The organism is Gillisia sp. Hel_I_86 (genome assembly GCF_007827275.1).
GTDB lineage: Bacteria > Bacteroidota > Bacteroidia > Flavobacteriales > Flavobacteriaceae > Gillisia.
Window position 1 is genome coordinate 221188 of sequence record NZ_VISE01000001.1, and the last position, 24511, is coordinate 245698.

Annotated in this window: 19 protein-coding genes; all 19 read right to left on the bottom strand. The window is 37.8% G+C overall.

Annotated features, from left to right (window positions below; all coding sequences use genetic code 11):
• Positions 1 to 29: 29 nt before the first annotated feature.
• Complete coding sequence (locus JM83_RS00990; RefSeq protein ID WP_144958532.1) at positions 30 to 755, bottom strand: hypothetical protein; 726 nt, start codon at positions 753 to 755, stop codon at positions 30 to 32.
• A gap of 399 nt (positions 756 to 1154) precedes the next feature.
• A complete protein-coding gene (locus tag JM83_RS00995) occupies positions 1155 to 1898 on the bottom strand; it encodes a hypothetical protein (protein ID WP_144958534.1) in 744 nt (247 codons plus the stop codon).
• Between the two features lie 15 nt (positions 1899 to 1913).
• A complete protein-coding gene (locus JM83_RS01000; protein WP_144958537.1) occupies positions 1914 to 2288 on the bottom strand; it encodes a hypothetical protein in 375 nt (124 codons plus the stop codon).
• Positions 2289 to 3032: 744 nt separating this feature from the next.
• Complete coding sequence (locus tag JM83_RS01005) at positions 3033 to 3893, bottom strand: biotin-dependent carboxyltransferase family protein (protein ID WP_144958539.1); 861 nt, start codon at positions 3891 to 3893, stop codon at positions 3033 to 3035.
• Positions 3886 to 4620 carry a 5-oxoprolinase subunit PxpB gene (gene pxpB, locus JM83_RS01010; RefSeq protein ID WP_144958541.1) on the bottom strand — a complete coding sequence of 245 codons (735 nt, stop codon included), beginning with the start codon at positions 4618 to 4620 and terminating at the stop codon, positions 3886 to 3888. The genes JM83_RS01005 and pxpB overlap by 8 nt, the downstream gene beginning before the upstream one ends.
• A complete protein-coding gene (pxpA, locus tag JM83_RS01015) occupies positions 4617 to 5354 on the bottom strand; it encodes a 5-oxoprolinase subunit PxpA (RefSeq protein WP_144958543.1) in 738 nt (245 codons plus the stop codon). Before pxpA ends, pxpB begins: the two co-directional genes overlap by 4 nt.
• Before the next feature lie 11 nt (positions 5355 to 5365).
• The gene (locus JM83_RS01020) at positions 5366 to 6592 is read right to left on the bottom strand and encodes an Nramp family divalent metal transporter (protein WP_144958545.1); all 1227 of its coding nucleotides are present in this window, start codon (positions 6590 to 6592) and stop codon (positions 5366 to 5368) included.
• Entirely contained in the window at positions 6589 to 7755 is a 1167-nt protein-coding gene (locus JM83_RS01025; RefSeq protein ID WP_261376293.1) for a DUF2891 domain-containing protein, read from the bottom strand. Before JM83_RS01025 ends, JM83_RS01020 begins: the two co-directional genes overlap by 4 nt.
• Before the next feature lie 71 nt (positions 7756 to 7826).
• Positions 7827 to 9365 carry a YifB family Mg chelatase-like AAA ATPase gene (locus JM83_RS01030; protein WP_144958547.1) on the bottom strand — a complete coding sequence of 513 codons (1539 nt, stop codon included), beginning with the start codon at positions 9363 to 9365 and terminating at the stop codon, positions 7827 to 7829.
• Between the two features lie 51 nt (positions 9366 to 9416).
• A complete protein-coding gene (locus tag JM83_RS01035) occupies positions 9417 to 10274 on the bottom strand; it encodes an N-acetylglucosamine kinase (protein ID WP_144958549.1) in 858 nt (285 codons plus the stop codon).
• Between the two features lie 72 nt (positions 10275 to 10346).
• Complete coding sequence (gap, locus tag JM83_RS01040; protein ID WP_144958551.1) at positions 10347 to 11345, bottom strand: type I glyceraldehyde-3-phosphate dehydrogenase; 999 nt, start codon at positions 11343 to 11345, stop codon at positions 10347 to 10349.
• A 20-nt stretch (positions 11346 to 11365) separates the two neighbouring features.
• The gene (gene pfkA / locus JM83_RS01045; RefSeq protein WP_144958553.1) at positions 11366 to 12352 is read right to left on the bottom strand and encodes a 6-phosphofructokinase; all 987 of its coding nucleotides are present in this window, start codon (positions 12350 to 12352) and stop codon (positions 11366 to 11368) included.
• A 124-nt stretch (positions 12353 to 12476) separates the two neighbouring features.
• The gene (locus tag JM83_RS01050) at positions 12477 to 13916 is read right to left on the bottom strand and encodes an alpha-amylase family glycosyl hydrolase (RefSeq protein ID WP_144958555.1); all 1440 of its coding nucleotides are present in this window, start codon (positions 13914 to 13916) and stop codon (positions 12477 to 12479) included.
• A gap of 17 nt (positions 13917 to 13933) precedes the next feature.
• Positions 13934 to 16336: a TIM-barrel domain-containing protein gene (locus JM83_RS01055; RefSeq protein WP_144958557.1), complete on the bottom strand. Its 2403-nt coding sequence runs from the start codon at positions 16334 to 16336 to the stop codon at positions 13934 to 13936.
• 630 nt (positions 16337 to 16966) lie between these two features.
• On the bottom strand, positions 16967 to 18808 hold the full coding sequence (locus tag JM83_RS01060) for a glycoside hydrolase family 13 protein (RefSeq protein ID WP_144958559.1): 1842 nt from the start codon (positions 18806 to 18808) through the stop codon (positions 16967 to 16969).
• A gap of 18 nt (positions 18809 to 18826) precedes the next feature.
• Entirely contained in the window at positions 18827 to 21133 is a 2307-nt protein-coding gene (locus JM83_RS01065; RefSeq protein ID WP_144958561.1) for a glycoside hydrolase family 65 protein, read from the bottom strand.
• A 2-nt stretch (positions 21134 to 21135) separates the two neighbouring features.
• Positions 21136 to 21795 carry a beta-phosphoglucomutase gene (pgmB, locus tag JM83_RS01070; protein WP_144958563.1) on the bottom strand — a complete coding sequence of 220 codons (660 nt, stop codon included), beginning with the start codon at positions 21793 to 21795 and terminating at the stop codon, positions 21136 to 21138.
• Positions 21788 to 23302 (bottom strand): MFS transporter, encoded by a 1515-nt coding sequence (locus tag JM83_RS01075; RefSeq protein ID WP_144958565.1) that lies wholly within the window; start codon positions 23300 to 23302, stop codon positions 21788 to 21790. The genes pgmB and JM83_RS01075 overlap by 8 nt, the downstream gene beginning before the upstream one ends.
• A 132-nt stretch (positions 23303 to 23434) precedes the next feature.
• Positions 23435 to 24457, bottom strand: coding sequence for a LacI family DNA-binding transcriptional regulator (locus JM83_RS01080; RefSeq protein WP_144958567.1), 1023 nt, complete (start codon positions 24455 to 24457; stop codon positions 23435 to 23437).
• Between the last annotated feature and the right edge of the window lie 54 nt (positions 24458 to 24511).

A 24511-nucleotide genomic window follows, 5' to 3' on the forward strand; every position in this document is an offset into this window, starting at 1 on the left:
CAAGTTTACGATATTTTTAAGGATTTTATTCATCGATAAACAGAAGATTTGTTTGGATTGTCTATTTGATCATTGTTTTTAGCACAATATATAAACGCAAAGATATAGATTCCATATATTAAAATATGGGCAAGGGAAATGGTAAAATTATATAGCTGTGCAAAGCCTGGATTTAAGTGATTATAATACTTGTCTGAATACATCCAAACAGGCATGCATATTAAATTATAAAAGAGATAGCCTATAGAAATGTACATTTTTACCGACTTGTTAACCACTAAGATTCTATCACTTTTAAGCAATTCATAGTAATAAAACGAGATACTCATCATTATTACCAAAAAACCGATTAAAAACACCAATTTAGAATGTGCCGTAAAGAAAATCCGATCATAAAAAAGCTGGGCATATCCAACAATATTTAGCAATACAATTGCAAAAGCAATGATTCTTTTCCTCAATTTAGATTTTAAATCCAATCTAAAATACCAGGCGTACATGCTAAAGCCTATTATTATAAAGGGATTATAAAGCCAATAATCATTTTGTAAAAATGTATCCTTTAAAAAATAAAGCGGCTCATTATATTTTATCAATCTTGGGATATAACCAACTATATCCACAAGAAAAATCAAAGCCAAAAAGGCTACAAAAAACCGCGTGGTCTTATCTTTTGGATTGTGTAGAAGAAAATATAGTCCGGCAACGACACTGGATCCTTTTAAAATATACATAGAGAACTGTACGTACACCATTAAATTTAGTTTAAAGGAAAATTAATGGTGATTGGCTTTGGAGAATTCTTTAAATTCTTGATTAACCCCACTGGACATATTTTTAGGTTACTAGTATATATTCTATAGTGTAGGGGCTACTGTTAGTTTGAGATTCATTGCTTTTCTTGCAATAAATTGGCATTCACTTTAATTATTACTATGAAAATGGCTTTTTTTTTAGTTGATGAGTAAACTAAAAACCAACTAAATTTTCGATAACTCTACAAACACATTATGATGTCAAAAAAATTATAATATTAACTGCATAATTAATTTAAAAATGAGTTTCTGAAATTTAACCTTTCACTCTTATTTTCTTGTACAAAATATCAACTATCTTCTTAAACACTTCAATTATTTAATATTCCTCATTCTCTTTTATCGTGCACTCCTATTTTTAGTTATCTCTGGAAGCTTTTTTATCTGTGCACAATATATAAACCCAAATGAAAACATGCCATATAAAAAAATATTGCTATACCTCAAAATGGTTGAATGCATTTTAATAAAATCTATATTATCTACCGAAAAATACACGCTGTAAATATGAATTGGTGGCACACAAAGGTGCCAAATGAGAAGGCCAACAGAAATGTAAAAAAGTAAATTATTTTTAAAATCTAAAATTTGATCACTTATTAGCAGCTCAAAATAATAACTGGCAATAGCAATAATTAACAATAACACCCCTACAATAAGAATAGTCATATCATAAGAATAGAATAACTGATTAGAACTTGTTAATTTAAATATTCCAAGTAGTATAAAAATAAACAAAGCAAACTTTAAAATTCTTTTATAAGTAACTCTTTCAAGCTGTTTAATAAATAAAAAACTGTAAAATGAAATGCTTATTAAATGATTCCAATTGTGTAACCAGACATTTCGTTGGAATAATGAATCTTCCAAAAAAGGAAAGGTTTTATAATCATCAAAAAACGACCATAAAGCATATAAACCACTAAGATCCAACAAAAAAACATACCATAGAAACCATGCTAAATATTTAATATCCCTCTGGACATTTGGGGTTTTAAATAAATAATAACTCCCACTTATAGCTGCTATTAATTCAAAAATAAGACCAATATAAATTTTGTGTTCTATTATAAAATCCAGCATATTTATTTGTGGCATTTAATATTCTCCCGGGGGCCATAAACCAGTAGTTCCATTAAAGGGTTCTATCTCATCATTAGCAACATCTTCATATTCCTTATCTGGATCATCAGACTTTACTCTTTTGGTTGGAGCTAAAAACACAGTAGCCAAACTGGGTTCTGTTTCGGTAGCATCGTAAGCACCAAACCATATATTGATTCCGGGATTATCTATCCCTTGTTGTATAGATTTCGTCTTTACCTCCTCCAAATATGTCAATAGCTCTTCTACCGTATAAAAGAACTGGCAAGTATCTTCATGTTCCCCTCCGTTGGTGGTAACAATTAATCTGGTATCCCACCATTTTTTTTGTAGCTTTTTTGCTTTCACAACTGTAATTTTTCTACCCATTTTTTTTTAAGATTTATTAGATTTCCAATATAGAATGTTACTAAAATACTTTGTTAAAAATAGAATTTTTCTTTAACATATTCTTTCAAATCATAAAAAAGGGGAAAAATCCCCCTTTAGCGTATTATAAGTTTAGAGTGACTTTAGTACTGCTAAAAGTGTTTTGGATCAAAAAAGCATTGATATGTGTTAATAATAATTGGGAAGGACAATTAATTGCTTAAAATGCATTCTAGATGTTATTTTAATTCAGGACCTTAAGGTGCACATCTTTAGTTAAAAACAACAAAAATTAAAAAAAAGGGAAAAATCCCCTTGTAATGGGACAGATAGTGACATATCTTTGGTTTGAAACTAATACGTAGTAGTTTTAAAAGAAAGAAGTGTCGTTGGATGTGTAATCTATTATTAGGTGGGGCTGATAAGAGATTGAAAACACAAAAAAACGACACTTTCTTGTTTTAATATTTTAAACTATAATTGGAAGATATTAACTTCTAAATAGGATACAACAAATTTAATGCCGTAAAAAAGGGGAAAAAACCCCTTGTAGAAATTCTGAGCCGTATCTATTTTTGAGTATTCATTTATTTAACTTAATAAGTTAAAGGTTAAAAAAAGTGTCGTTAAGAGTGAAAACTGATTTTTAGGTAGGGCTTTAAATCTTTAAAACACGATTAATTGACACTTTTTATCTTTTTAACCTTTAACTAACCTTTAACTAATCCATAAACGCTAAAATCTTTATTTTATTTCAAACAGTTGAAAATTAAGTGGTTCTCCCACAACTTTTTGTGCAATTATATTTATGCCATCTTCACTAAGTTGTAAAATCCTTGGATATCCTCCGGTAGTTTGGCAATCGCGCATTAAAACTATCAATTTACCAGAAGGGGTTAATTGTACAGTACCAGGGAGTACCGGCCCCGTAATAATGGGAGTTAAATTATTTTCCAAAGGTTCCTTAAGCTGAAGCGCCATCCTATTGTTATGGACATCCAAATGGAATTTCGAGTCAAAAAGCAACTTTTTCTGAAAAATGGACAACAATCCATATTCCGGTCCTGTAAAAACTTTGATCCCACATTTCCTTAAATATTCATCGGGCACTTTAACCGCTGCATTTAAACCATGCAAGGGTCGTTCTAATCTAGAATACCTAATTATATCCCCTTTTTGCAACATCTGCTTTTGGGTAATTCCATTATACCAGCTATAACTTTCCAGTATTTTTTTTGAATTGAAACCGCCGGCAATTGCAATATATGCCCTGCAAGCATTATTTCTTTTCCCAAAAGATAATATATCCCCTTTTTCAATTGAAAGAACCTTATTGTTCAAAACAAGGCTATCATTAATTTTGGGGTTCAAATAAGCACCACATATTGCAATTTGGGTAGGTTCATAAAATTTTAATTGAGGTCCCAACTGGGTGATTTCTAAAATTGGATGAGCCTCCAAATTGGACAACATAAGGTTTGCGTTTTTTGCTGCATAAGAATCCATCGCCCCACTTTGAGGCACTCCAAATCTTCGAAAATCATGCCTGCCCAAATCTTGAATTGAAGAGTATAGTCCCGGATATAAAACTTCAATTTCACCCATGATGTTTTTCGCTTTTTAATTCAAATTCACCACGTCCTACATCTTCAAATATTTGCAAGAATTCAGACTTGCCGATCGAGTAAAATTTCACTTTATCCCCTGGCAAGATCACACAAGGAGGATAGGTGTTTTTATCAAAAAAATCCACGGGGGAATTTCCTATTATTTGCCATCCGCCCGGACTGGATTGTGGATAGATTCCAGTCTGGTTTTCACCTATGCCCACAGCCCCTTTTTCCACCTTCATTCTTGGGCTTGCTTTTCTTGAAATTTGAAGCTTCTTATCAAGGCCACCCAAGTATAAAAATCCGGGCAAAAAACCTATAAAATAAACGGTATAAACTGGAGAAGTATGAAGATGGATTATTTCTGAAATCTTCAATTTATTTTCGCTTGAAATCAGCTCAAGATCCAGTCCAAATTCTTCCTCATAACATACTGGGATATGATAGATCCGTGAGTCGATATTTTTTCCTATATTAGCCTTGGAAACAAGGGCTTTTAGTGCTGAAACCTTATCATAGATATTTTCTATCGCATATACGTAAACAATTAGTAACGAGTGATATGTATTAATTACCTCAACCTTATCTTCAATTATGCCAGTTTCTATTAACTTTTTAAGGTTCAGAAGCTTTTTTAGTGAATTTTCATTGATTTCTGGTTCAAAATTGATCAAGATAGCCCTTTCGCCCATCGGTTTTATTTGAGGATATTCCTGCTTCATGGCTTTGTTATTTTAATATTCAGGGCGTGGAATTTTTCAACTAAATATTCAAGTATTTCCACCGAATTCGGAGTATCGCTATGAAGACAAAAAGTAGCTGCTCTTGAAGGAATTTTTATGCTCTTTTCACAGACTATTTCACCCTTAAAAAACATCGAATAAAGATGTTTGAAAACGGCCTCCTTTTGAGTGATCAATGCATTGTTTTTTGCTCTCGAAACCAAACTGAAATTTGGGTTGTAATTCCTATCTGCAAAAGCTTCAAATAGCACCGGGATTTTCCCTTCTGCCAATCTGGAAATCATCGAATTTTCTGGTGCGTAAAGCATTAAATCCAATCCAGATTCCAAGATAGCATCCAAGACGGTTTGAGCTATTTTTTCGTCCCTTGCAGCATCATTATAAAGTGCTCCATGAGGTTTGATATGTGTTAATTTTCCACCTTGTTTTTTTACTATTTCGGCAAGCAAAAAAAGCTGTTCTTGGATAGATCTTTTGAGTTCCTTTTCTGAAATATCCAAAGACTGTCTTCCAAAATTTTCCCTATCGGGGTAAGAAGGATGCGCTCCAATTTCCACCTTATTTTCCATAGCCAAGGAAACTGTTTTCAGCATCGTTTCGGCATCCCCGGCATGCCCCCCACACGCAATATTACAAGCCGAGATATGTGGCATTAATTGGGCATCATACTTTCCGCCCTCCCCTAGATCGCAGTTAATATGAATTGTTTTCATGGATAATGATTTTAGAAATTCTGCACTACCGAATAAATAGACTTCGCACCTAGAGCTATAGAAATTACGATTATTATGATCCCCAACATATTTTGGAGCAGGGTATTTTTATATTTTCCCATTACCGATGTTTTATTAACAATCCAGAAAAGGAAAATCGCGATAATGGGCAATAGCAAACCATTGGCTATTTGTGCAAACCGAATAATCTCTATAGGACTAAACTTCAAAGAGGAGAACAAGACTCCCAGGCCAAGAATACTTATCCATACGGCCCTAAATTTAACCGACTTCATCCCGCTCTCCCATCCAAAACATCCTTTAACCACATAGGCAGCCGCCAAGGGCGCGGTAATAGCAGAAGTAATTCCTGCCGCCAGCAATCCAGTTGCGATGAACCAAGTAGCGTATTGACCAAATAGGGGCTTAAGTGCTACTGCCAAATCGGCCGCAGAGGAGACATCTGTAAGGTTGGGGGCCGCAGCAGAGATCACGATTGCCATAGAAACTATCCCGCCTAGGATAATGGCTGCGGTAAGTTCCTTTCTAGCTGTTTTAAGCTTGGAAGGATCTTTCCATTTCTCACTTACAAGGGACGCGTGCAAAAACAAATTATAGGGCACTACCGTGGTTCCTACCAAAGCAATTACGGTTAATATCCCATCGGCTCCTAGTTTTGGTATAAATAATCCTTCTAAAATAGCTGTAAAATCCGGCTGGGTAAGAAAAGCTGTGATTATAAACGAAATGCTCATCAAAGCCACCAATCCTATAAATACGCGCTCCAAAATTTTAAAATTTCCAATATAAAGCAATATAAATGCAACTCCACCAATCACAAGGCTCCAAATATTAAGACTAAAGTAAGAGCCTATCTGGACTTCTAAGGGCGCCATCACCGCTGTAATTCCCAAGACCGCTCCTGTAATATTTCCAGCTTCGTAAGCCGCATTTCCTACTACAATTGCAGAAAGCACCAAAGCAATTGCCAAACCCCTAAATATAGGCTGCCGAATTTCTTTTCTTATGCTTTCACTAAGGCCTGCCTGGGACACCAACCCCAATCTTGCGGCCATTTCTTGGAGAACGATACAAGATATTATGGATAACAACAGTGCCCATAACAAGGCAAATTTAAAATTCACCCCTGCCAGCGTACATACCGTGACAGTTCCCGGACCAATAAACGCAGCCGAAACCAATACTCCCGGACCTACATTTTTAAACCAATTTTTCACTTTTGCTGCTTGGATTCCTGTAAGGCATATAAAGCAAAACTGCCCAACCAATGACCTCCTTCATAACTATCTCCTACTAAGTTGGGAAAAGAATTGGAAACATGACGATCTGCCACGGCCCTTAAATGGGAAAATCTATCGGGATACTTATTAGCTAAACCATATAACACCCATGCACGACTGAAATTAAGTCCATCCAAGTGCACCAACTTCCCATCAGTTCTATCAGACACTTTTCCTACGGCCATATCAAAATCCTCATTCATCAACTCTGGCATAAAATCTTTGATCCATAATGGAAAAGCTGCTTTTGGCAATACCTTGCTCATAATATCTATTTCTTGTAAACAAGGGGATAGAAAATCGAATCCGCTTGGTTCCCATGTCACAGGGCAATTATCGTCTTTAAGATAGAATTCTTTCGCTCTCTTGTCTATTAGTGCCTGAAATTCTGTGTCCTTAACTGCTTCGGCATAATCGTAGGCAAAACTCAAGGCAAATGCCGTATTGGTATGTTCTCCCACACGAATAGGATAAATTAGCTTTGGAAGAAATTCAGTAAAATTAGCAACCATAAGGTCTGACAGCGGCTTTAAGTTACCTGCCAACTCCTCTCCGAGATCAGAATCCCAGGTTTGAAGCTCTTGCGATAACTTAAGCAACCACGCCCATCCATAAGTGCGCTCGTAATCTTTGTTATGCTCGGTTTTAAAATACTTTAGCTCGGCAGCAATATTTTCCTTAGAAAGCGATTCTTCCAATTTCGCCTTGATCTCCTCGGCTTTTTCCAGTTTAGGGAATTGTTTTAGCAGTTTCACCAGGCTCCATTGCGCATGGACTGCAGAATGCCAATCGAAACAACCATAAAATGCAGGATGTAATTCTTTAGGAGATTTAATATCTTCTATTCCGCCTAAAGTCTGTCCTAATTTGTTGGGATATTCAGTATGAATGCAAGCAAGTGGTAAAGCAGCAAGTTTGTTCGCCTGATCTAGATTGAGTTCGACACCTTCTGACCCTAAAATGGAATCCAAGGATATATCGAGATCTGATATAGTATCAGTTTTGACATTCTTATCTGTATCTGCTTTGGTGCGCTCTTCTCCTTTACAACCTATCAAAAAGATAAGAAAAAGGCTCAATACTGTTATTTTTGTTTTCAAGTAGGTGTGTTTTAAATATATTTCTCAAATGTATTAAAATCTTATGTAAGCGATAGTTATGTAGGATAATTTTAACCTAACCAACCTTCCCTGTCCAAACTTCTGTATTGAATTGCTTCGGAAATATGGCTTCCTTGAATATGTTCACTTTCAGAAAGATCGGCAATAGTGCGGGAAACCTTCAGAATCCTGTCATACGCCCTTGCTGAAAGATTCAAACGTTCCATGGCAATTCTCAGCAGTTCCTTTGAAGAATCTTCCAATTTACAATATGCTGCAATCTGTTTAACGTTCATTTGTGCATTGTAATGTACTTTATCATTTTCTTTGAACCGATTGGTTTGCAATTGCCTGGCCTTGGTCACCCTTTTTCTTATATCTATACTTTTTTCTCCATTGCGTTCCTCACTTAATTTTTCGAAAGGGACAGGGGTTACTTCAATATGAATATCGATTCGATCCAATAAGGGCCCACTTATTTTGCTAAGATATCGCTGCATCTCTCCCGGGGAAGAAGACATTGGAGAACCGGGATCATTAAAAAACCCACTCGGACTCGGGTTCATACTTGCCACCAGCATAAAACTGGAAGGATAGGTCACTGTGAATTTAGCACGAGAAATGGTAACTTCCCTATCTTCCAAAGGTTGGCGCATCACTTCTAAGACACCCCGCTTAAATTCTGGCAATTCATCTAAAAATAAAACCCCGTTATGGGACAAGGAAATTTCACCGGGTTGTGGATAGGCGCCGCCGCCAACAAGTGCCACGTCTGAAATTGTATGATGAGGGCTTCTAAAAGGCCTTTGCGACATCAAACCCACATGCTCTTTAATTCTACCAACCACACTATGGATCTTGGTGGTTTCCAAAGCTTCATGAAGTGTCATTGGCGGTAAAATACTCGGTAATCTCTTGGCCAGCATGGTCTTTCCTGCTCCCGGCGGACCAATAAGAATTATATTATGCCCGCCTGCTGCAGCGATCTCCATACAGCGTTTTATGCTTTCCTGGCCTTTTACATCGGCAAAATCGTGTTCCAAATGATCTAGGCTGTTATAAAATTCCTGTTTGGTGTCTATAATAGTTCTTTCCAAAGGAGTTCCTTTATCGAAGTAATTTATCACTTCCAGAATATTGGAAACGCCATATACTTCGAGGTCACTAACTATGGCGGCTTCTTTCACATTTTGGATTGGCAGTATAAACCCCTTATATCCTTCTTCTTTAGCCTTTATTGCAATTGGTAAAGCTCCCTTTATTGGTTGCAGGCTTCCATCAAGGGAAAGTTCTCCCATAATAAGATAGTCACCTATATTTTTTGCTTTTATCTGGTGGGATGCTGCGAGAATGCCAAGAGCCAAGGTAAGATCATAGGCAGAGCCTTCTTTACGAAGATCTGCAGGTGCCATATTAATAGTGATCTTCTTGCCAGGAAATTTATAGGAATTGTTCTGAAGCGCTGCAGCAATTCGAAAACTACTTTCTTTAACGGCATTGTCGGGAAGCCCTACAAGGTGATACCCAATGCCGGTTGCTACATTTACTTCTACGGTAATTGTGGTAGCCTCTACTCCAAAAACAGCACTACCATAAACTTTTACCAGCATCTAATTATCATTTTGATTTAAATGTAGTAAAAATTTATGGTAGATTGACTGTTAGGTATTTAACACATTTTTTCTGTAGTGTTCTATAAGTGCGTCTATAGGTCTGCGAATAATGTTACCTATCTCAAGATTGTAAGGTTGTGCAACCGCTCTAATAATATCCTGGCTAAAAAAAGCGATACTTCCTATAAAATGAATTGGTACTGTTTGAGCGTGTTTTATGGAAAGTACACGTGTGTGCATAAATTCCTTTATTCCCTCATGCACTAATTTGTAGAAATATCCATTGCGCTCATTGGTGAAAATGAATTCTGCAAAAGAAGCTAAATAGGTGTTTGGGTTTTCTTTCTTGTAAAGGTTCTTTTTAATCTCATCGCTATTCAAATTGAAATCTATTTCGAATTTAGCAGCGATCTCCGGTGGCATTCTTTTATAATAGTAATCCCTAATTAGTCTTTTTCCGAAGTAATTCCCACTGGCTTCGTCCATTAGGACATATCCTAAAGACTCCACGGCCATATGCACGTCTTTGCCATCGAAATAGCAGCTATTGGAACCGGTACCTAAAATACATACAATTCCGGGTTCTGTAGTAGCTGCATAAGCTGCGGCCACCATATCTTCCTTCACTAAAACTTCTGAAGCATTCGTAAAAAAATTTGCGATAATATCTTGTAAAAGTTTGCGGGGAACTTCTGTTCCACACCCGGCACCAAAAAAATGAACCCGTTCTATCTCGTTTCTAACTTCAAAAAGTTCCGGATTTTCTGCAATTCGTTGTTCCAACATCGCTTCCGGAAAAACTGCGGGATTTAATCCTTTAGTTCGAGTTTGGAGAATCTGTTCCCCTTTATGGTTCAGAAGAATCCAGTCACATTTGGTGGAACCACCATCGGCAATTAATATCATTTTAATTTCTTTATGAGATAAAATAAGCCATTTATTCCAAATTTAACTAGTAATAAATGGCTTTTTAATTTTCTAAATTGAAGCTATGTAGGCTGCAAGTTCTACCAATTTTGCAGAATATGCATACTCATTGTCATACCAAGCTACTAATTTAAAGAAATTATCGTTCAATGCAATGCCAGCTTCAGCATCGAAATTACAGGTATAGGTATTGGATACGAAATCTTGCGATACCACCATATCTTCAGTATAAGCAACCACTCCTTTGTAATCTCCTTCCGAAGCCTTTTTAAATGCCGCCTTTATCTCATCGTAAGAAGCTGCTTTTTCAGTTCTCACCGTTAGATCCACAACAGAAACATCTACCGTGGGAACTCGAAAAGCCATACCGGTAAGTTTTCCTTTTAAAGAAGGAATTACCTTGGTAACCGCAACTGCCGCCCCTGTTGAAGTAGGAATGATGTTGTTTAAGGCACTTCTGCCCAATCTATGATTTTTCTTGGCCGGGGAATCCACAGTATATTCTGAAGCAGTGGTAGCATGGACTGTTGTCATTAAACCTTCCACCAATCCAAACTCATCATCTATAATTTTCGCCAAGGGCGCCAAACAGTTTGTAGTACAAGAGGCATTGGAAACAATAGTGTCATCAGCCGTTACATCTTTATGGTTCACTCCCATCACAAACATTGGGGCATCCTTTGACGGTGCCGAAATCACGACTTTTTTTGCTCCAGCCTTAATATGGGCACCGGCAGATTCTTTGGTGGTAAAAATTCCTGTACAATCCAAAACAACTTCTACATTGGCCGCGTCCCACTTAAGATCTTCGGGATTACGCTCTGCGGTAATTCTTATGGTTTTTCCATTTACAACCAAATGGCCGTCCTTAACTTCCACTTCCCCATTAAATCTTCCATGAACCGAATCGTATTTTAATAGGTATGCAAGTTGATCCACATCTAAAAGATCGTTCACAGCAACAACTTCCACAGCATCATTTAAAATCGCATTTCTAAATGCTATTCTTCCAATTCGGCCAAAGCCGTTTATTCCAATTTTAGTACTCATAATTTTTAATTTTTCAATTTTTATACTGAAGTAATATCAGCTACTCTTCTTAAATTCTTATCGTATTTCGCTCCGTTTTTAATGGCTGTTTCCAAAGGTACTGAAACAATTTGCTGATGATGTATGCCCACCATGATGTTTTGTTCGCCATTTACCAGAGCATCTACAGCGCCTACCCCTAATTTGCTTGCCAACACCCTATCGTAACAACTCGGGGAGCCGCCACGTTGTATATGGCCAAGCACAGAAACCCTTATTTCGTAATCTTCCAGGTTTTCCTCTATATATTCGGCCAGTTCAAAAATATTTTTTCCGCTTTTATCTCCTTCGGCAACTACAATGATGCTGGAGGTCTTTCCGGATTTTCTACTTTTCTTTAGAGATTGGACCAAGCGCTCTATTCCTCTATTTTCCTCGGGAATCAAAATCTCCTCGGCACCCGCCCCAATTCCACTATTTAAGGCGATATCTCCGGCATCCCGCCCCATTACCTCTACTAAAAACAACCTATTGTGGGAACTGGCGGTATCCCTAATTTTATCTATCGCTTCCACCACCGTGTTCAAAGCGGTGTCGTACCCAATGGTAAAATCGGTGCCATTGATATCGTTATCTATAGTCGCGGGAATCCCAATAACTTTAAAATTATATTCTTGATTAAAGAGCAAGGCTCCGGTAAAAGTTCCGTCACCCCCAATTACCACCAATGCATCCACCCCGGCTTTCAAAAGATTTTCATGGGCTTTCCTTCTACCTTCTTCTGTTCTAAACTCCTTGGATCTGGCAGATTTCAAAAAGGTCCCCCCCCTACTTATAACATTTCGCACAGAACGTGCATTCAATTCTTCAAAATCGTTTTCTATGAGACCTTGATATCCTCTATAAATCCCGACACATTCAATTTCCTCGAATGCACAACTTCTTACCACCGCACGTATCGCGGCATTCATTCCCGGGGCGTCACCACCTGATGTAAGCACTCCTATTTTCTTTATTTTTCCATGCATTGCCGTAAATCTATTTGATTTGATCCTTATATCCTAATCTGCTATTTTACTAAAACGTTTTCGGTTGATAACTCATAAAAAAAGCCTCAACAATGAGGCTTTTTTAAAGATTTTTGAAAAATACTTAGTTGTTAATCAATATTTTGTATTCCCATGGTTTGAATTCCATCTCCATATCTTTCTTTAGGTCCAACTCTTCAGAATTCATATAATTTTGAAATTTTCCATGCAATTCCATTTTGAATTTTACAGGTGCCTTTGTAAGATTTGCAACATAAATCACCATATCATCTCCGCTTCCTCTAGAAAAAGCCAAAACCTGTTCATCTTTGTTGGTTTTTAACCTACTATAAGCAGCCGCATTTTTTCCGCCTGCAAGAGCATTATTGTTATTTTTAAGTTGCCCTAACTTTACAAGTAACGGCCAAATTTTCCCTTTGGTTCTTGGAATACTGTCCTTCTCGAAAAACAATAATCTGCGATCCAAATCGTATTCCTGCCCACTATAGATCAATGGCATTCCCGGCAATGTGTATGTAAGGGCCAACATCGCTTCTCCTGCATCCCCCATTCTTTCTTTTACAGTCCCATTCCATGAGTTCTCATCATGATTGGTAACAAAGTTCATCAAGAAATCGTCTTTTTGATAGAGGGTATCGATCTTGGTCATATAAGCATCCCAATCTTTAACTCCTTTTTTTCCTTGAGCGATCTCATTCATTATATGATGACCTTCCCAGTTGTAGCCCATATCAAAAGCATCATAAAAAAGATCTTTTTTTTCAGATTCTGCCAACATAAATACCGGCTTCACTTCTTTGATCTCTCTTACTGCCTGGTTCCAGAATTCTGTTGGTACTTCTCCGGCAACATCGGCCCTAAATCCATCTATATCATGATTCTCCACCCAGTATTTCATCTCGTTGGTCATCGCTTCCCAAAGCTCTTTATTGTCGTAGTTAAGATCGGCGGTATCTGTCCATCCCCAAGATTCTCCTGTTTCTGGATTTAAAGGGTCTACAATTTCCCCTTTTTCATTCTGGGTATAATATTCCGGATGCTCTGTGATCCATGCATGGTCCCATCCAGTATGATTGGCCACCCAATCCATGATCACGAACATTCCATTCTCATGAGCTACATCTACCAGCTTCTGAAAATCTTCGATAGTTCCAAGATCCGGGTTCACTTTGGTGTAATCTGAAACTGCATAGTAACTTCCTAGGTATTTTTCACGCTCTTTTTCATCCTCGATTTCAGTGACCATTTTTCCTCCTGTGGCTTTCCTGTTTTTTACTGAAATAGGATATACCGGCATTACCCAGATCACTTTTACCCCCAATTCCTTTAACTGCGGAATATCCTGCGTGAAGGCATTAAAGGTGCCCTCCGGAGAATATTGGCGAATATTGGCTTCGTAGATCACTCCATTTTCAAGATCAGACTCGGCAATGGCAAATGACTTTTCATCAGGTTTTTCCTGAGCCACTTCTAATTTTTTTTCGTCTTTACAAGATGTCATTACAGCAATCATGCAAAATGCTATTATTATTTTTTTGATCATAGCTACTTGGTTTTTAGTTAATTGAATTCTATTTTTATACTTGTATCTGTTTGATCGAATCTCACAGGAATGTTTAAATTCCCTAGGTGCATATAGTTTTTACCCGTGAATTTTATGCCGTTTACATAAACAAATTGCACTTCTTTTTCAAGGTTTTCAATATGTAGGTTTATTAGTTTTATTTCTGAAGCTGCATTTTCCCCTTCTTCTTTTTTAATTGTGATATTGATTGCACCAGTATTGACTTCAGCTTCCATTTTGACGATTTCATACATTCCTTTTTCAAAAGCATTCGGGGTGCTCCCGTTGTCATTATATATTGTGCCATTACTGTTTTTGGCTTGCACATCATAATAAAAATGCACATCTAAAACCGAAGGATTATAATTGGCAGTGGTTTGCATTGGCCTTGCCATGGGAATAAAGGCGCCACCCCTCACAAAGACCGGAATATGATCTTCTACCACTTTTACAGAAGCTGTAATTCCTTTAGAATACTTTTCGCCCGTATAGAAATCGAACCAGTTGTTTGTTGCTGGAAATATTACCTCTTTGGTAGTAACACCCGGATTTAAAATTGGCGAAACCAGAAAACTATCTCCCCATAAATAGGTATTGGAGACTGTATACATCTTATAGTTTTCCGGTTCCTCAAAGAACAAAGGCCTCATTAATGGCTTTCCCGACTGGTTATTTTCAAATACCAACGTATAATTATAGGGCAATAACTTATACCTTAATTCTATGGCTTTTTTAGCCACAGCTTTGGTCTTTTCTTTTTTAAACACCGGCTCAGACGCCACTTCTTCCTGTGCATGAGGTCTAAAAATCGGTTGAAAAACCCCATATTGTAACCAACGCACATACAACTCATCGTCCTCCAAATTTCCTGCAAATCCACCAAGATCGGAGTGCATATACGCCAAGCCTTGCAGTCCCATTTGTAAGCTGATCTCCGGCTGTGGCTTCAATCCATCCCAACCTCTGTTTACATCCCCAGACCATGGAATTAACCCGAAACGTTGTGATCCTGCAGCACCCGCCCTCATCAATATAAATGGTCGCTCTTCTGGAAATTCCGCATCGTAACCTTCTTTGATCATTTTTGCCCAATAATGTCCATAGATATTATGTACCTCATCTGCCGATCCTATGCTGTGCTGTAGTTTTGCTGGATGCACCTCTGGTTCTCCCAGATCTCCCCACCAACCGGCAACACCATAGGATTTAAGGTCTTTATAAATATTCCAAAACCAACTTTTTGCTTTTGGATCAAAAATGTCCACCAAGCCGGTATTTCCAAAGTAAAAATCATATTTAAAGGGATTTCCAACCGAGTCTTTAGCCAAAACATTTTGCTTAACAGCATCCTCCCATTTTTTCGAAGTGGTCAAAATAAATGGCTCGGTGACCAAAACCGTTTTAACCCCTTTTTCGGCAAGTTCAGAAATCATTTGCTTGGGCTGAGGAAACGAATCTTTTACAAATTCCAAGTTCCCCATAGTACCTTTGATGTCGTGACCAAACCAATAAAGATCCAGAATAACGGCATCTACGGGAATGCTGTCTTTTTTAAACTTTTCGATGGTGTTTTCCACTTCTTCTTGAGAATGATACCCAAATCTACTAGAGAAATTTCCAAATACCCAACGCGGTGGCAAGGGTTGCCGTCCGGTTAAAAGCGTGTAATTCTCGAGGATCTTTTCCCATGATTTCCCAACAATTAATTGATAGGTTTTTCTGCCACTTATCGTCTCGTAACTCAACGTATTTGAATGATCACTATCCAGGTCCAAAAACCCAATGGGAGCATTGTCAAAATGCAGCATGTATTTTTCTGAAGACAATATAATTGGCAAGGTGTAATTTAATAGAGAAGATTTTGTACCGTAGCCATAATGTGCACGGTTGTATAATTCCAATCTATTTCCTCTTCTGTTCATTCCCAAGGCACGAGCCCCTCCACCAAAAAGCATTTCATATTCTGATATGTTGAAATCCAATTTTTGATGCATTTCAGACTTTGAATAGCCTGTTTTTTCTGAAATCACCTCTTCCCCTTCAAAGAAATATTTCACCTGAAAAGGTTTTTTTGTAATTACTACATTAATTCCCGGGGTCTTGATTTTTACAGAGGAAGCGTCTTCAGAAGTAGTGGTTTCAACCTTAGTCGGCTTTAAAACAACTGAATACGACTCGGGAACAAATTTTTCGCCAGCTGGAATAAAACTGGTCTCCATAATTTCAGGAGAATAGGCTTGAAATCTATACATTCCATCATTGGTACTAACGTTTATGATATCTGCCTTCTGTTCGAAACTTTTATAAGTTCTATTTGCATTTTGAGCTGAAATGAAAAAGGAATTCATTCCCAAGAACAAGAGAAAAAGTGCTTTTTTATTATTTGGGAGGAATTTCATATTTTTTATTTCCGATTTATAATTTAATATATTTTTTTCTCTGATAATGATTAAACCATATCGTCACCCTGAACTCGTTTCAGGGTCTCATCCTAATTTACTGGGATGTTAGAAATCCCGTTGTATTGAGACGTTTTTGTTTGACCTTTCGACTCCGCTCAAGGTGACAAAAACTTACATTAGGAATCTTAACGGGCAATCATTAATTCATTATTTCAATATTTCCCTACGTCACCCTGAACTCGTTTCAGGGTCTCCTGTATTCCTACCAAGATGCTGAAACCAGTTCAGCATGACGCAAAGCTAGATTTTATTAGTTAGCATTCATAAATGGCACTAAATCCAACAATCATAAAACAATATTTCAATTCAATCACTAAAGACGTTTTTGTTTGACCTTTCGACTCCGCTCAAGGTGACAAAAACTTACATTAGGTATCTTAACGGGCAATCATTAATTCATTATTTCAATATTTCCCTACGTCACCCTGAACTCGTTTCTGGGTCTCATCCTAATTTACTGGGATGCTAGAAATCCCGTTGTATCGAGGCGTTTTTGTTTGACCTTTCGACTCCGCTCAAGGTGACAAAAACTTACATTAGGAATCTTAACGGGCAATCATTAATTCATTATTTCAATTCGATCACCAAAGAGGATTTCCCATCGATCTTCAATTTATCGCTTAATTCTATTTGCCTATCAGATATTATTTCTTTTCCAGCGCTACTTTCTGCCAATCCTTCAGCAAAACGAGCAAGATCTAATTCCTGGTCTTCTGTGTTGTTATTGATCACCACCATCACTCGCGCTGTATCATTGTACCTAAAATAGACATACACATTATTCTCTGGCAAGTACTGTAGCAATTTCCCGAAGTGCAGCACTTCTTTATTTTTTCTATAATTCAGTAATTTCTTGGTGAACGAATGATAGCTATTCTGAACATCTGTTCTTCCGGCTTCAGAAAAAGCAGATTGCGAATCTCCTTTCCAGCCTCCCGGGAAATCTCTCCGAATATCCCCATCCCCCAGTTTTGCCTTATTTCCAACCATCCCTATTTCATCTCCATAATACAACTGCGGAATCCCACGGGTAGTAAGCACCAACGTCATTGCCAGTTTATATTTGTTTAGGTCGCTTTTATAGATTTCATTAAATCTATCGGTATCATGATTCCCCGCAAAAACCAACATGTTATTGATATCTGCATACAAAAAGTCGTTCACGAAATTCTCATACACCTTGATCATTCCCTGGTCCCAACTTGCATTTTCTTCATCAAAAACGCTCATGATAGCATCATGAAGCGTAAAATCCATCACAGACGGCAAATTGGAATTATAACTTTGTATAGCTCCAATTGGGCTATCCTTTTGCCAGTAAGAAATTTGTGCCTGATCGTGCATCCAAACTTCTCCTACGATATTAAAATGCGGGTATTCCTTCATGATAGCTTTCGTCCATGCAGCGATTCCATCTTTATCGTTATACGAATAGGTATCTACCCTAAAACCGTCTAAATTGGCATATTCTATCCACCAAATAGCATTTTGGGTAAGGTAATTCAGCACCAATGGGTTACTCTGATTGAGATCTGGCATAGAGCTTACAAACCAACCATCTACGCAATACTTCCAATCTATCTGGGATCTGTTGGGATCGTATTGCGTGGTCATTCTATAGTTTGAATTGGCATATCCCGGAAATTGATGGATCCAATCGTAAGTTGGCAGGTCCTTGATCATCCAATGCTCTGCACCCCAATGATTGGTCACATAATCCATCACCAATTTCATATCCCTTTTATGCATTTCATCTGCTAACTTTTTATAATCTTCGTTAGAGCCGTATCTAGGATCTATAGTATAAACGTCACTTTGCGCATAGGTATGGTAGGAATAGGTTTTATCGTTATCTTCCAAAAGGGGAGTGCTCCATAATGTTGTAATTCCAAGATCCTCCAAATAATCCAAATTATCTATAACTCCCTGTAAATCCCCTCCGTGGCGCCCACCCAAGTTTGTACGGTCTGCTTTTTCGACCATTTTTGGGGAAGAATCGTTTTCTGGGTTCCCATTGGCAAAACGATCCGGCATAATAAGGTACATGGCATCACTAGCATCGAAACCCTTCCTCAAGGCCGAATTTTCTCTGCGCTTCTTTAGCTCATAAGGTTTACTGAAAACAGTTTTTCCTTTTTTCTGAAAGTTAATTATATAAGATCCAGGCTTTAGGCCTTCAGTTTCTATGGTAACAAACACATAATTAGGGTTCTCTGTTTTAACCACATTTTGAAAAAGAAGCCCTTCTCCAGCCGAAACCTGGTACGTTGCAATATCTTTTCCATAGTACATCACCTGAACTTCAGAATTCTCCATGCCTGCCCACCAAAATGGAGGTTCCATCCGTTCAATTTGGGCATTTACATTTACTGCTGAAATAAATAAAAACAAAAAAAAGAATTGTTTCATGATAAATAATTTAAGCTTTTATACGATTAACGCGGTATCTGGATGAACCTCTATTTCTTTCCCTTTTACCGAAATTTTTATAGCCTCGTTTCCTTCCAAACTAAAAGAGGTGTTGTCTTTTTTAACATCCACTTTTAAAATCTGATTTCTGAAATTCACTTTAAAAGAATATCCATCCCATTCATCTGGAATTCTAGGATTAAAAGAAAGTTGATCGTTCACTACCCGCATTCCACCAAAGCCTTCCACAATACTCATCCAGGTTCCGGCCATACTCGTAATATGGCAACCTTCTTTCACTTCATTATTGTAATCGTCCAAATCCAATCTGGATGTACGCACATAAAACTCATAAGCTTGCTTCATTCTTCCCAACTTTGCAGCCTGGATACTATGTACACAGGGGGAAAGTGAGGACTCATGAACGGTTAAAGGCTCATAAAAATCGAAATGCCTTGCTAGTTCTTTTTCATCGAATTGATCTTCAAAAAAGTAGAAACCTTGGAGGACATCTGCTTGTTTTATATAGCAAGATCTTAAAATCCTGTCCCAACTCCACTTCTGGTTGATTGGACGCTGTTTTTTATCTAATTTCTCGACTGGAACCAATTCTTTATCTAAAAAGCCGTCCTGCTGAAGGAACACCTCTAAATTTTCAGAATATGGGAAGTACATATTATCTGCCACTTCTTGCCATTTCATCAACTCCGCTTCAGAAAGGTTGGTCAAACCAAAGATCCGGTCAAAATCCTCTGCATGTCCATCTTTTACTTTTTTCAATGTTTCCAAACAATAATCGATACACCATTTCGCCAGGTAATTGGTATACCAGTTATTGTTTACATTGTTTTCATATTCGTTTGGGCCGGTAACTCCCAAGATCACAAATTTATTTTTATCGTTGCTGAAGTTGGCACGTTGTTGCCAAAAACGCGCAACCGCGATCATCACTTCAAGTCCTTTTTCGGGGATATAATCGAAATCTCCCGTATATCGCACATAATTGTAAATAGCGAACACCATGGCACCATTTCGGTGGATCTCTTCAAAAGTGATCTCCCATTCGTTATGGCTCTCTTCCCCGTTCATTGTTACCATAGGATACAAAGCAGCACCATTCGAAAAACCTAATTTTTCGGCATTCTCTATTGCTTTGTCCAACTGATTGTACCTATAAGAAAGCAAATTTCGCGCAACTTGTTGGTCTTTGGTCGCCATATAAAATGGAATGCAATAAGCTTCGGTATCCCAATAGGTGCTTCCCCCATATTTCTCGCCGGTAAACCCTTTTGGACCAATATTCAAGCGTTCATCTTTCCCGGAATAGGTCTGATTTAACTGAAAAATATTAAATCGGATCCCTTGTTGTGCTTTTACATCTCCTGTGATGGAGATATCTGCCATTTCCCAGATCTTTGCCCAAGCATCTTTTTGTTGCTGAAGCAAGCCTTCGAAGCCCATTTTTACGGCCCTGGCCAATACTGCTTTAGCAGGTTGAATTAGGTCTTTGCGATCATGATTCATATCTGTCACGTAACCCGCAAATTTCTGAATGCTTAGCGTTGCCCCTTTTTCAGCTGAAATTTTATAGCTGAAGCTTATTTTATTTTCTTGGATCTCTTCGGAAAAATCTATCGCTGTTTTTTTGTGGTTCACATAAATTTCCGATTGCATAAAAGTACAGGCATGAAATTCTGTTTTTAATGTTTTTGAAACTATAAATCCTTGGTCTTTTTCAGATTTTACTTCAAGGGTTTCCCAAAAATGCTCTTCCCAGTTGGCATCGGTATTGGAAATCCCGCTATCCAAATAAGGTTGAAAAATAATCTCTGCATCTGCATTCAATAGCCCTACTTGATAATCTATAGCACCAACTTCATCCAATTCCAAGGACAAAAACCTGGTAGTTATTACTTTTATCGAAATATCATTGGGCAAAGTGGCAATGAAACTACGCTTATACCAACCTTCTTGCATATTTAGTTCCCGCCTAAAATCTTCTACTTTTTTACATGTATTTAAATCTAGGGCTTCTCCGTTTACTAAAACGTTAATACCAATCCAGTTGGGAGCATTCAATACTTTCGCAAAATATTCCGGATAGCCATTTTTCCACCAACCCACTTTGGTCTTATCCGGGTAATACACTCCGGCGATGTAACTTCCTTGAAAGGTTGCACCTGTATATTGTTCTTCAAAATTGGCGCGCTGGCCCATTTTCCCGTTTCCTATACTGAATAAACTTTCTGAAGATTCTACTCGATCCTTATCGAAACCTTCTTCTATGATAGACCAATTGTCTGGTTTTATATAATCTTGATTCATTCTTACGTAGTCAATAATTTTTTTAAAAATTCTTCTTCAATCTCTTCAAAACTGCTGAAAATATAGTCTGCTTCGTGAAGCACTTCCTTTTCACCGATTCCTACACTTATCATTCCTGCGATATTCGCGGCTTGCACTCCTGCAACCGAATCTTCAAAGACGAGACAGTTTTCTGGAGCCACACCAATTTTTTCAGCAGCAATATTGAAAACCTCTGGATCTGGTTTGGCTTTACTTACATCGTTCCCGTCCACAATTGCCTGGAATTTTTCAAGCAATCCTGTTTTCTTCAAAATAGGGCGCGCGTTCTTACTGGCAGAGCCCAATGCAATTGGAATATTTTCTTCGGAAAGAAAATCTATTATTTTGGAAACCCCGGGCAGGATATCTTCACTGGTAAGGGTGGTGATATAAGACAAATAATTGTCGTTTTTAACCGCCATTTTTTCCCTGAATTCATCTTCCGATAAGCTCGTGTTGCCCCATTCCAATATTTTCTCGAGGGATCGCACTCGGCTCACTCCTTTTAATTCTTCATTTTGAAGCTCTGTAAAATCGAAGCCCAGGCCATTGGCCAGTTTTTTCCATGCCAGGAAATGGAATTTTGCGGTATCTACGATCACTCCATCCAAATCGAATATTACTCCTTTAATTTTATTCACTGATATTTATTTTACGTTGTGTTTTTACTCTAAGGGTAAGGATTCCCGCAAGGATCATGGAGAAACCACCTATTATAAGGGCATATATTGGCTGATTTCCAAACAATTCTTTTACTAAAAATCCTAAAATTGTTGCTGCCACAATTTGAGGGATCACTATAAAAAAGTTAAAAACCCCCATATAATATCCCATTTTGTTGGATGGCAACGCACCTGATAACATTGCATATGGAATAGACAAAATACTTGCCCAAGCAATCCCTACTCCTACCATTGCCAATAACAATCCAACTTTATCTGAAAGGAAATAGATGGAAATCAAACCCAATCCTCCGGCACAGAGCGCCAATAAATGGGTGAATTTATTACTGGTCCTTCTCGCCAAAACCGGCAATAGAAACGCAACAGCGGCTGCCACACCATTATAAACCGTAAACATTACAGTAACCCAATCGGCTGCATCGTTATATAATTCTGAAGTAGTATCGGAAGTGCCAAATACATGACCTGTAACCGCTTGAGTGGTGTAGATCCACATTGAAAAAAGCGCGAACCATGAGAAGAATTGCACCCATGCCAATTGCTTCATGGTTGGAGGCATATTTAGCATATCGGTTATTATGATCGTAAATCCATTTCTAACTTCTTTTTTGCGAAGTTGCGAAACGATCATAAACAAGACTCCCACAATTAGGAGTCCCACAAAAAGTATATACAATTCTTTGGTTAGCCCTTTATAAAAGATCATCGCAGAAAAAATTGCGCCAATCCCGGCCATAACAAGACCAGAAATAAACTGTTGCTTGATATTTTTTCGCTTGTCTTTAATTTCAACTTTATCAGCCGTTAGTGCTTTATCTGCCTTATCAAAGGCTGCCAATTCCTCGGGAGAATATTCCTTGGATTTAAAAACGGTCCAGAGAACAGCGAGAAAAAACACGACCCCTCCCACATAAAATGACCATTTTACGGAGTCTGGGATAATCCCTTCGGGTGCGGTATTGCTTAATCCAAACCAATTTGTAAACATATAAGGCAATAGAGAACCAACGACGGCTCCTATCCCTATAAAGAAACTTTGCATGGAAAAACCAAGCGTACGCTGGCGTTCGGGAAGATTATCCCCTACAAAAGCCCGGAATGGTTCCATAGAAATGTTTATGGAAGCATCCATGATCCACAGCGTTCCGGCAGCTACCCAAAGCGTGGGGGAATTGGGCATAATAAACAAAGCAATTGATGAAAGGATGGCTCCTACCAAGAAATAGGGGCGTCTTCTGCCTAATTTGGTCCAAGTGCGATCGCTAAAATATCCTATAATTGGCTGAACAATTAGCCCTGTAACCGGTGCGGCAATCCATAAAATGGGAATATCTTCTACATTGGCGCCCAATGTCTCAAAAATCCTTGAGGTGTTGGCATTTTGTAAAGCAAATCCAAATTGAATGCCCAGGAATCCAAAACTCATGTTCCAGATCTCCCAAAAACTAAGGTTGCGTTTTTGCATATCGTAAGATTAATTTCTATTACGACAAGCACTATGACTCGTCAAAACGTATTTACGGAAGTGAAAATATTAGTTTTGACTAAACTTATAAGTCGGTAAAGATATATAAATTTTTAATTGTTAGCAGTAAAATTATTTTTTTGTGGAATTTCGCTCTACAAGTCCGGTTTCGATAATTATGGTTTCAAAAGGTTCTTCTTCAGCAGCATCGTTCTCCAATTTTTTGATAAGCAAACGTGCTGCTTGGGCCCCCATCTCTTCTCCATGTTGGTTTATCGTTGTAAGGCTTGGAATAAACCTCTTGGAGAGTTCCCCATCTGTAAATCCTATGACCTGGACATCATCTGGCACTTTTAAGCCTTGTTCCTGAAATGCTTTAATGGCATAAATGGCAAAATGTTCGTTCACGGCAAATAGGGCATCCATTTGTTTATCCTTTAAAAAAGATTGAATTTCAGTTTCGCTATGATCGAAATCCTCCACTTTTAAAATTAGATCTTCATCTAGTTGTATATTGTTTTCTTTTAATGCTTGGGTATAGCCTTGGGTCCTTAATTTTCCTACGCTTACGTAATCTATGGTAGTGATCAGGCCTATTTTTCGGCATTTTTTATCGATAAGATACTGCACCGCTTTTTTGGCCCCCAAGAAATCATCGATGATTATTTTATCGCAATTAATCTCTTCTATAACCCTGTCGAACATCACCAAAGGCATTCCCTGCTCTATAATTTCAGTAAGATGGTGATAATCTTTTTTTTGCTGCGTTTCTTTGGCAACAGATAAAATAAATCCATCTGTACTTCCATTGGCAAGGATTTCCATATTTATTACCTCCTTATCGAAGGAATTATTCGAGCTACAAATAATTACATGGTACCCCTTTTCATTGGCAACGTGCTCTATTCCACTTATAACCGTGGTAAAAAAATGATGAACGATCTCGGGAATGATCACTCCTATTGTCTTGGTCTTTCTGTTTTTGAGGCTTAAGGCAATATTGTTGGGCTTGTAATTGTACAATTTTGCGAAGGCTTTGATCTTTTGGCGCGTATCCTCGCTTATTTCCGCACTGTCCCGTAAGGCTTTGGAAACTGTGGAAACGGAAACATCCAATTCTTTTGCTATTAATTTAAGGGTCAATCTTTTTTTCATAGGATTCTTGGTAGGGCTGGAAATTAATTATTGTCATGTAAAATTATTACAAAT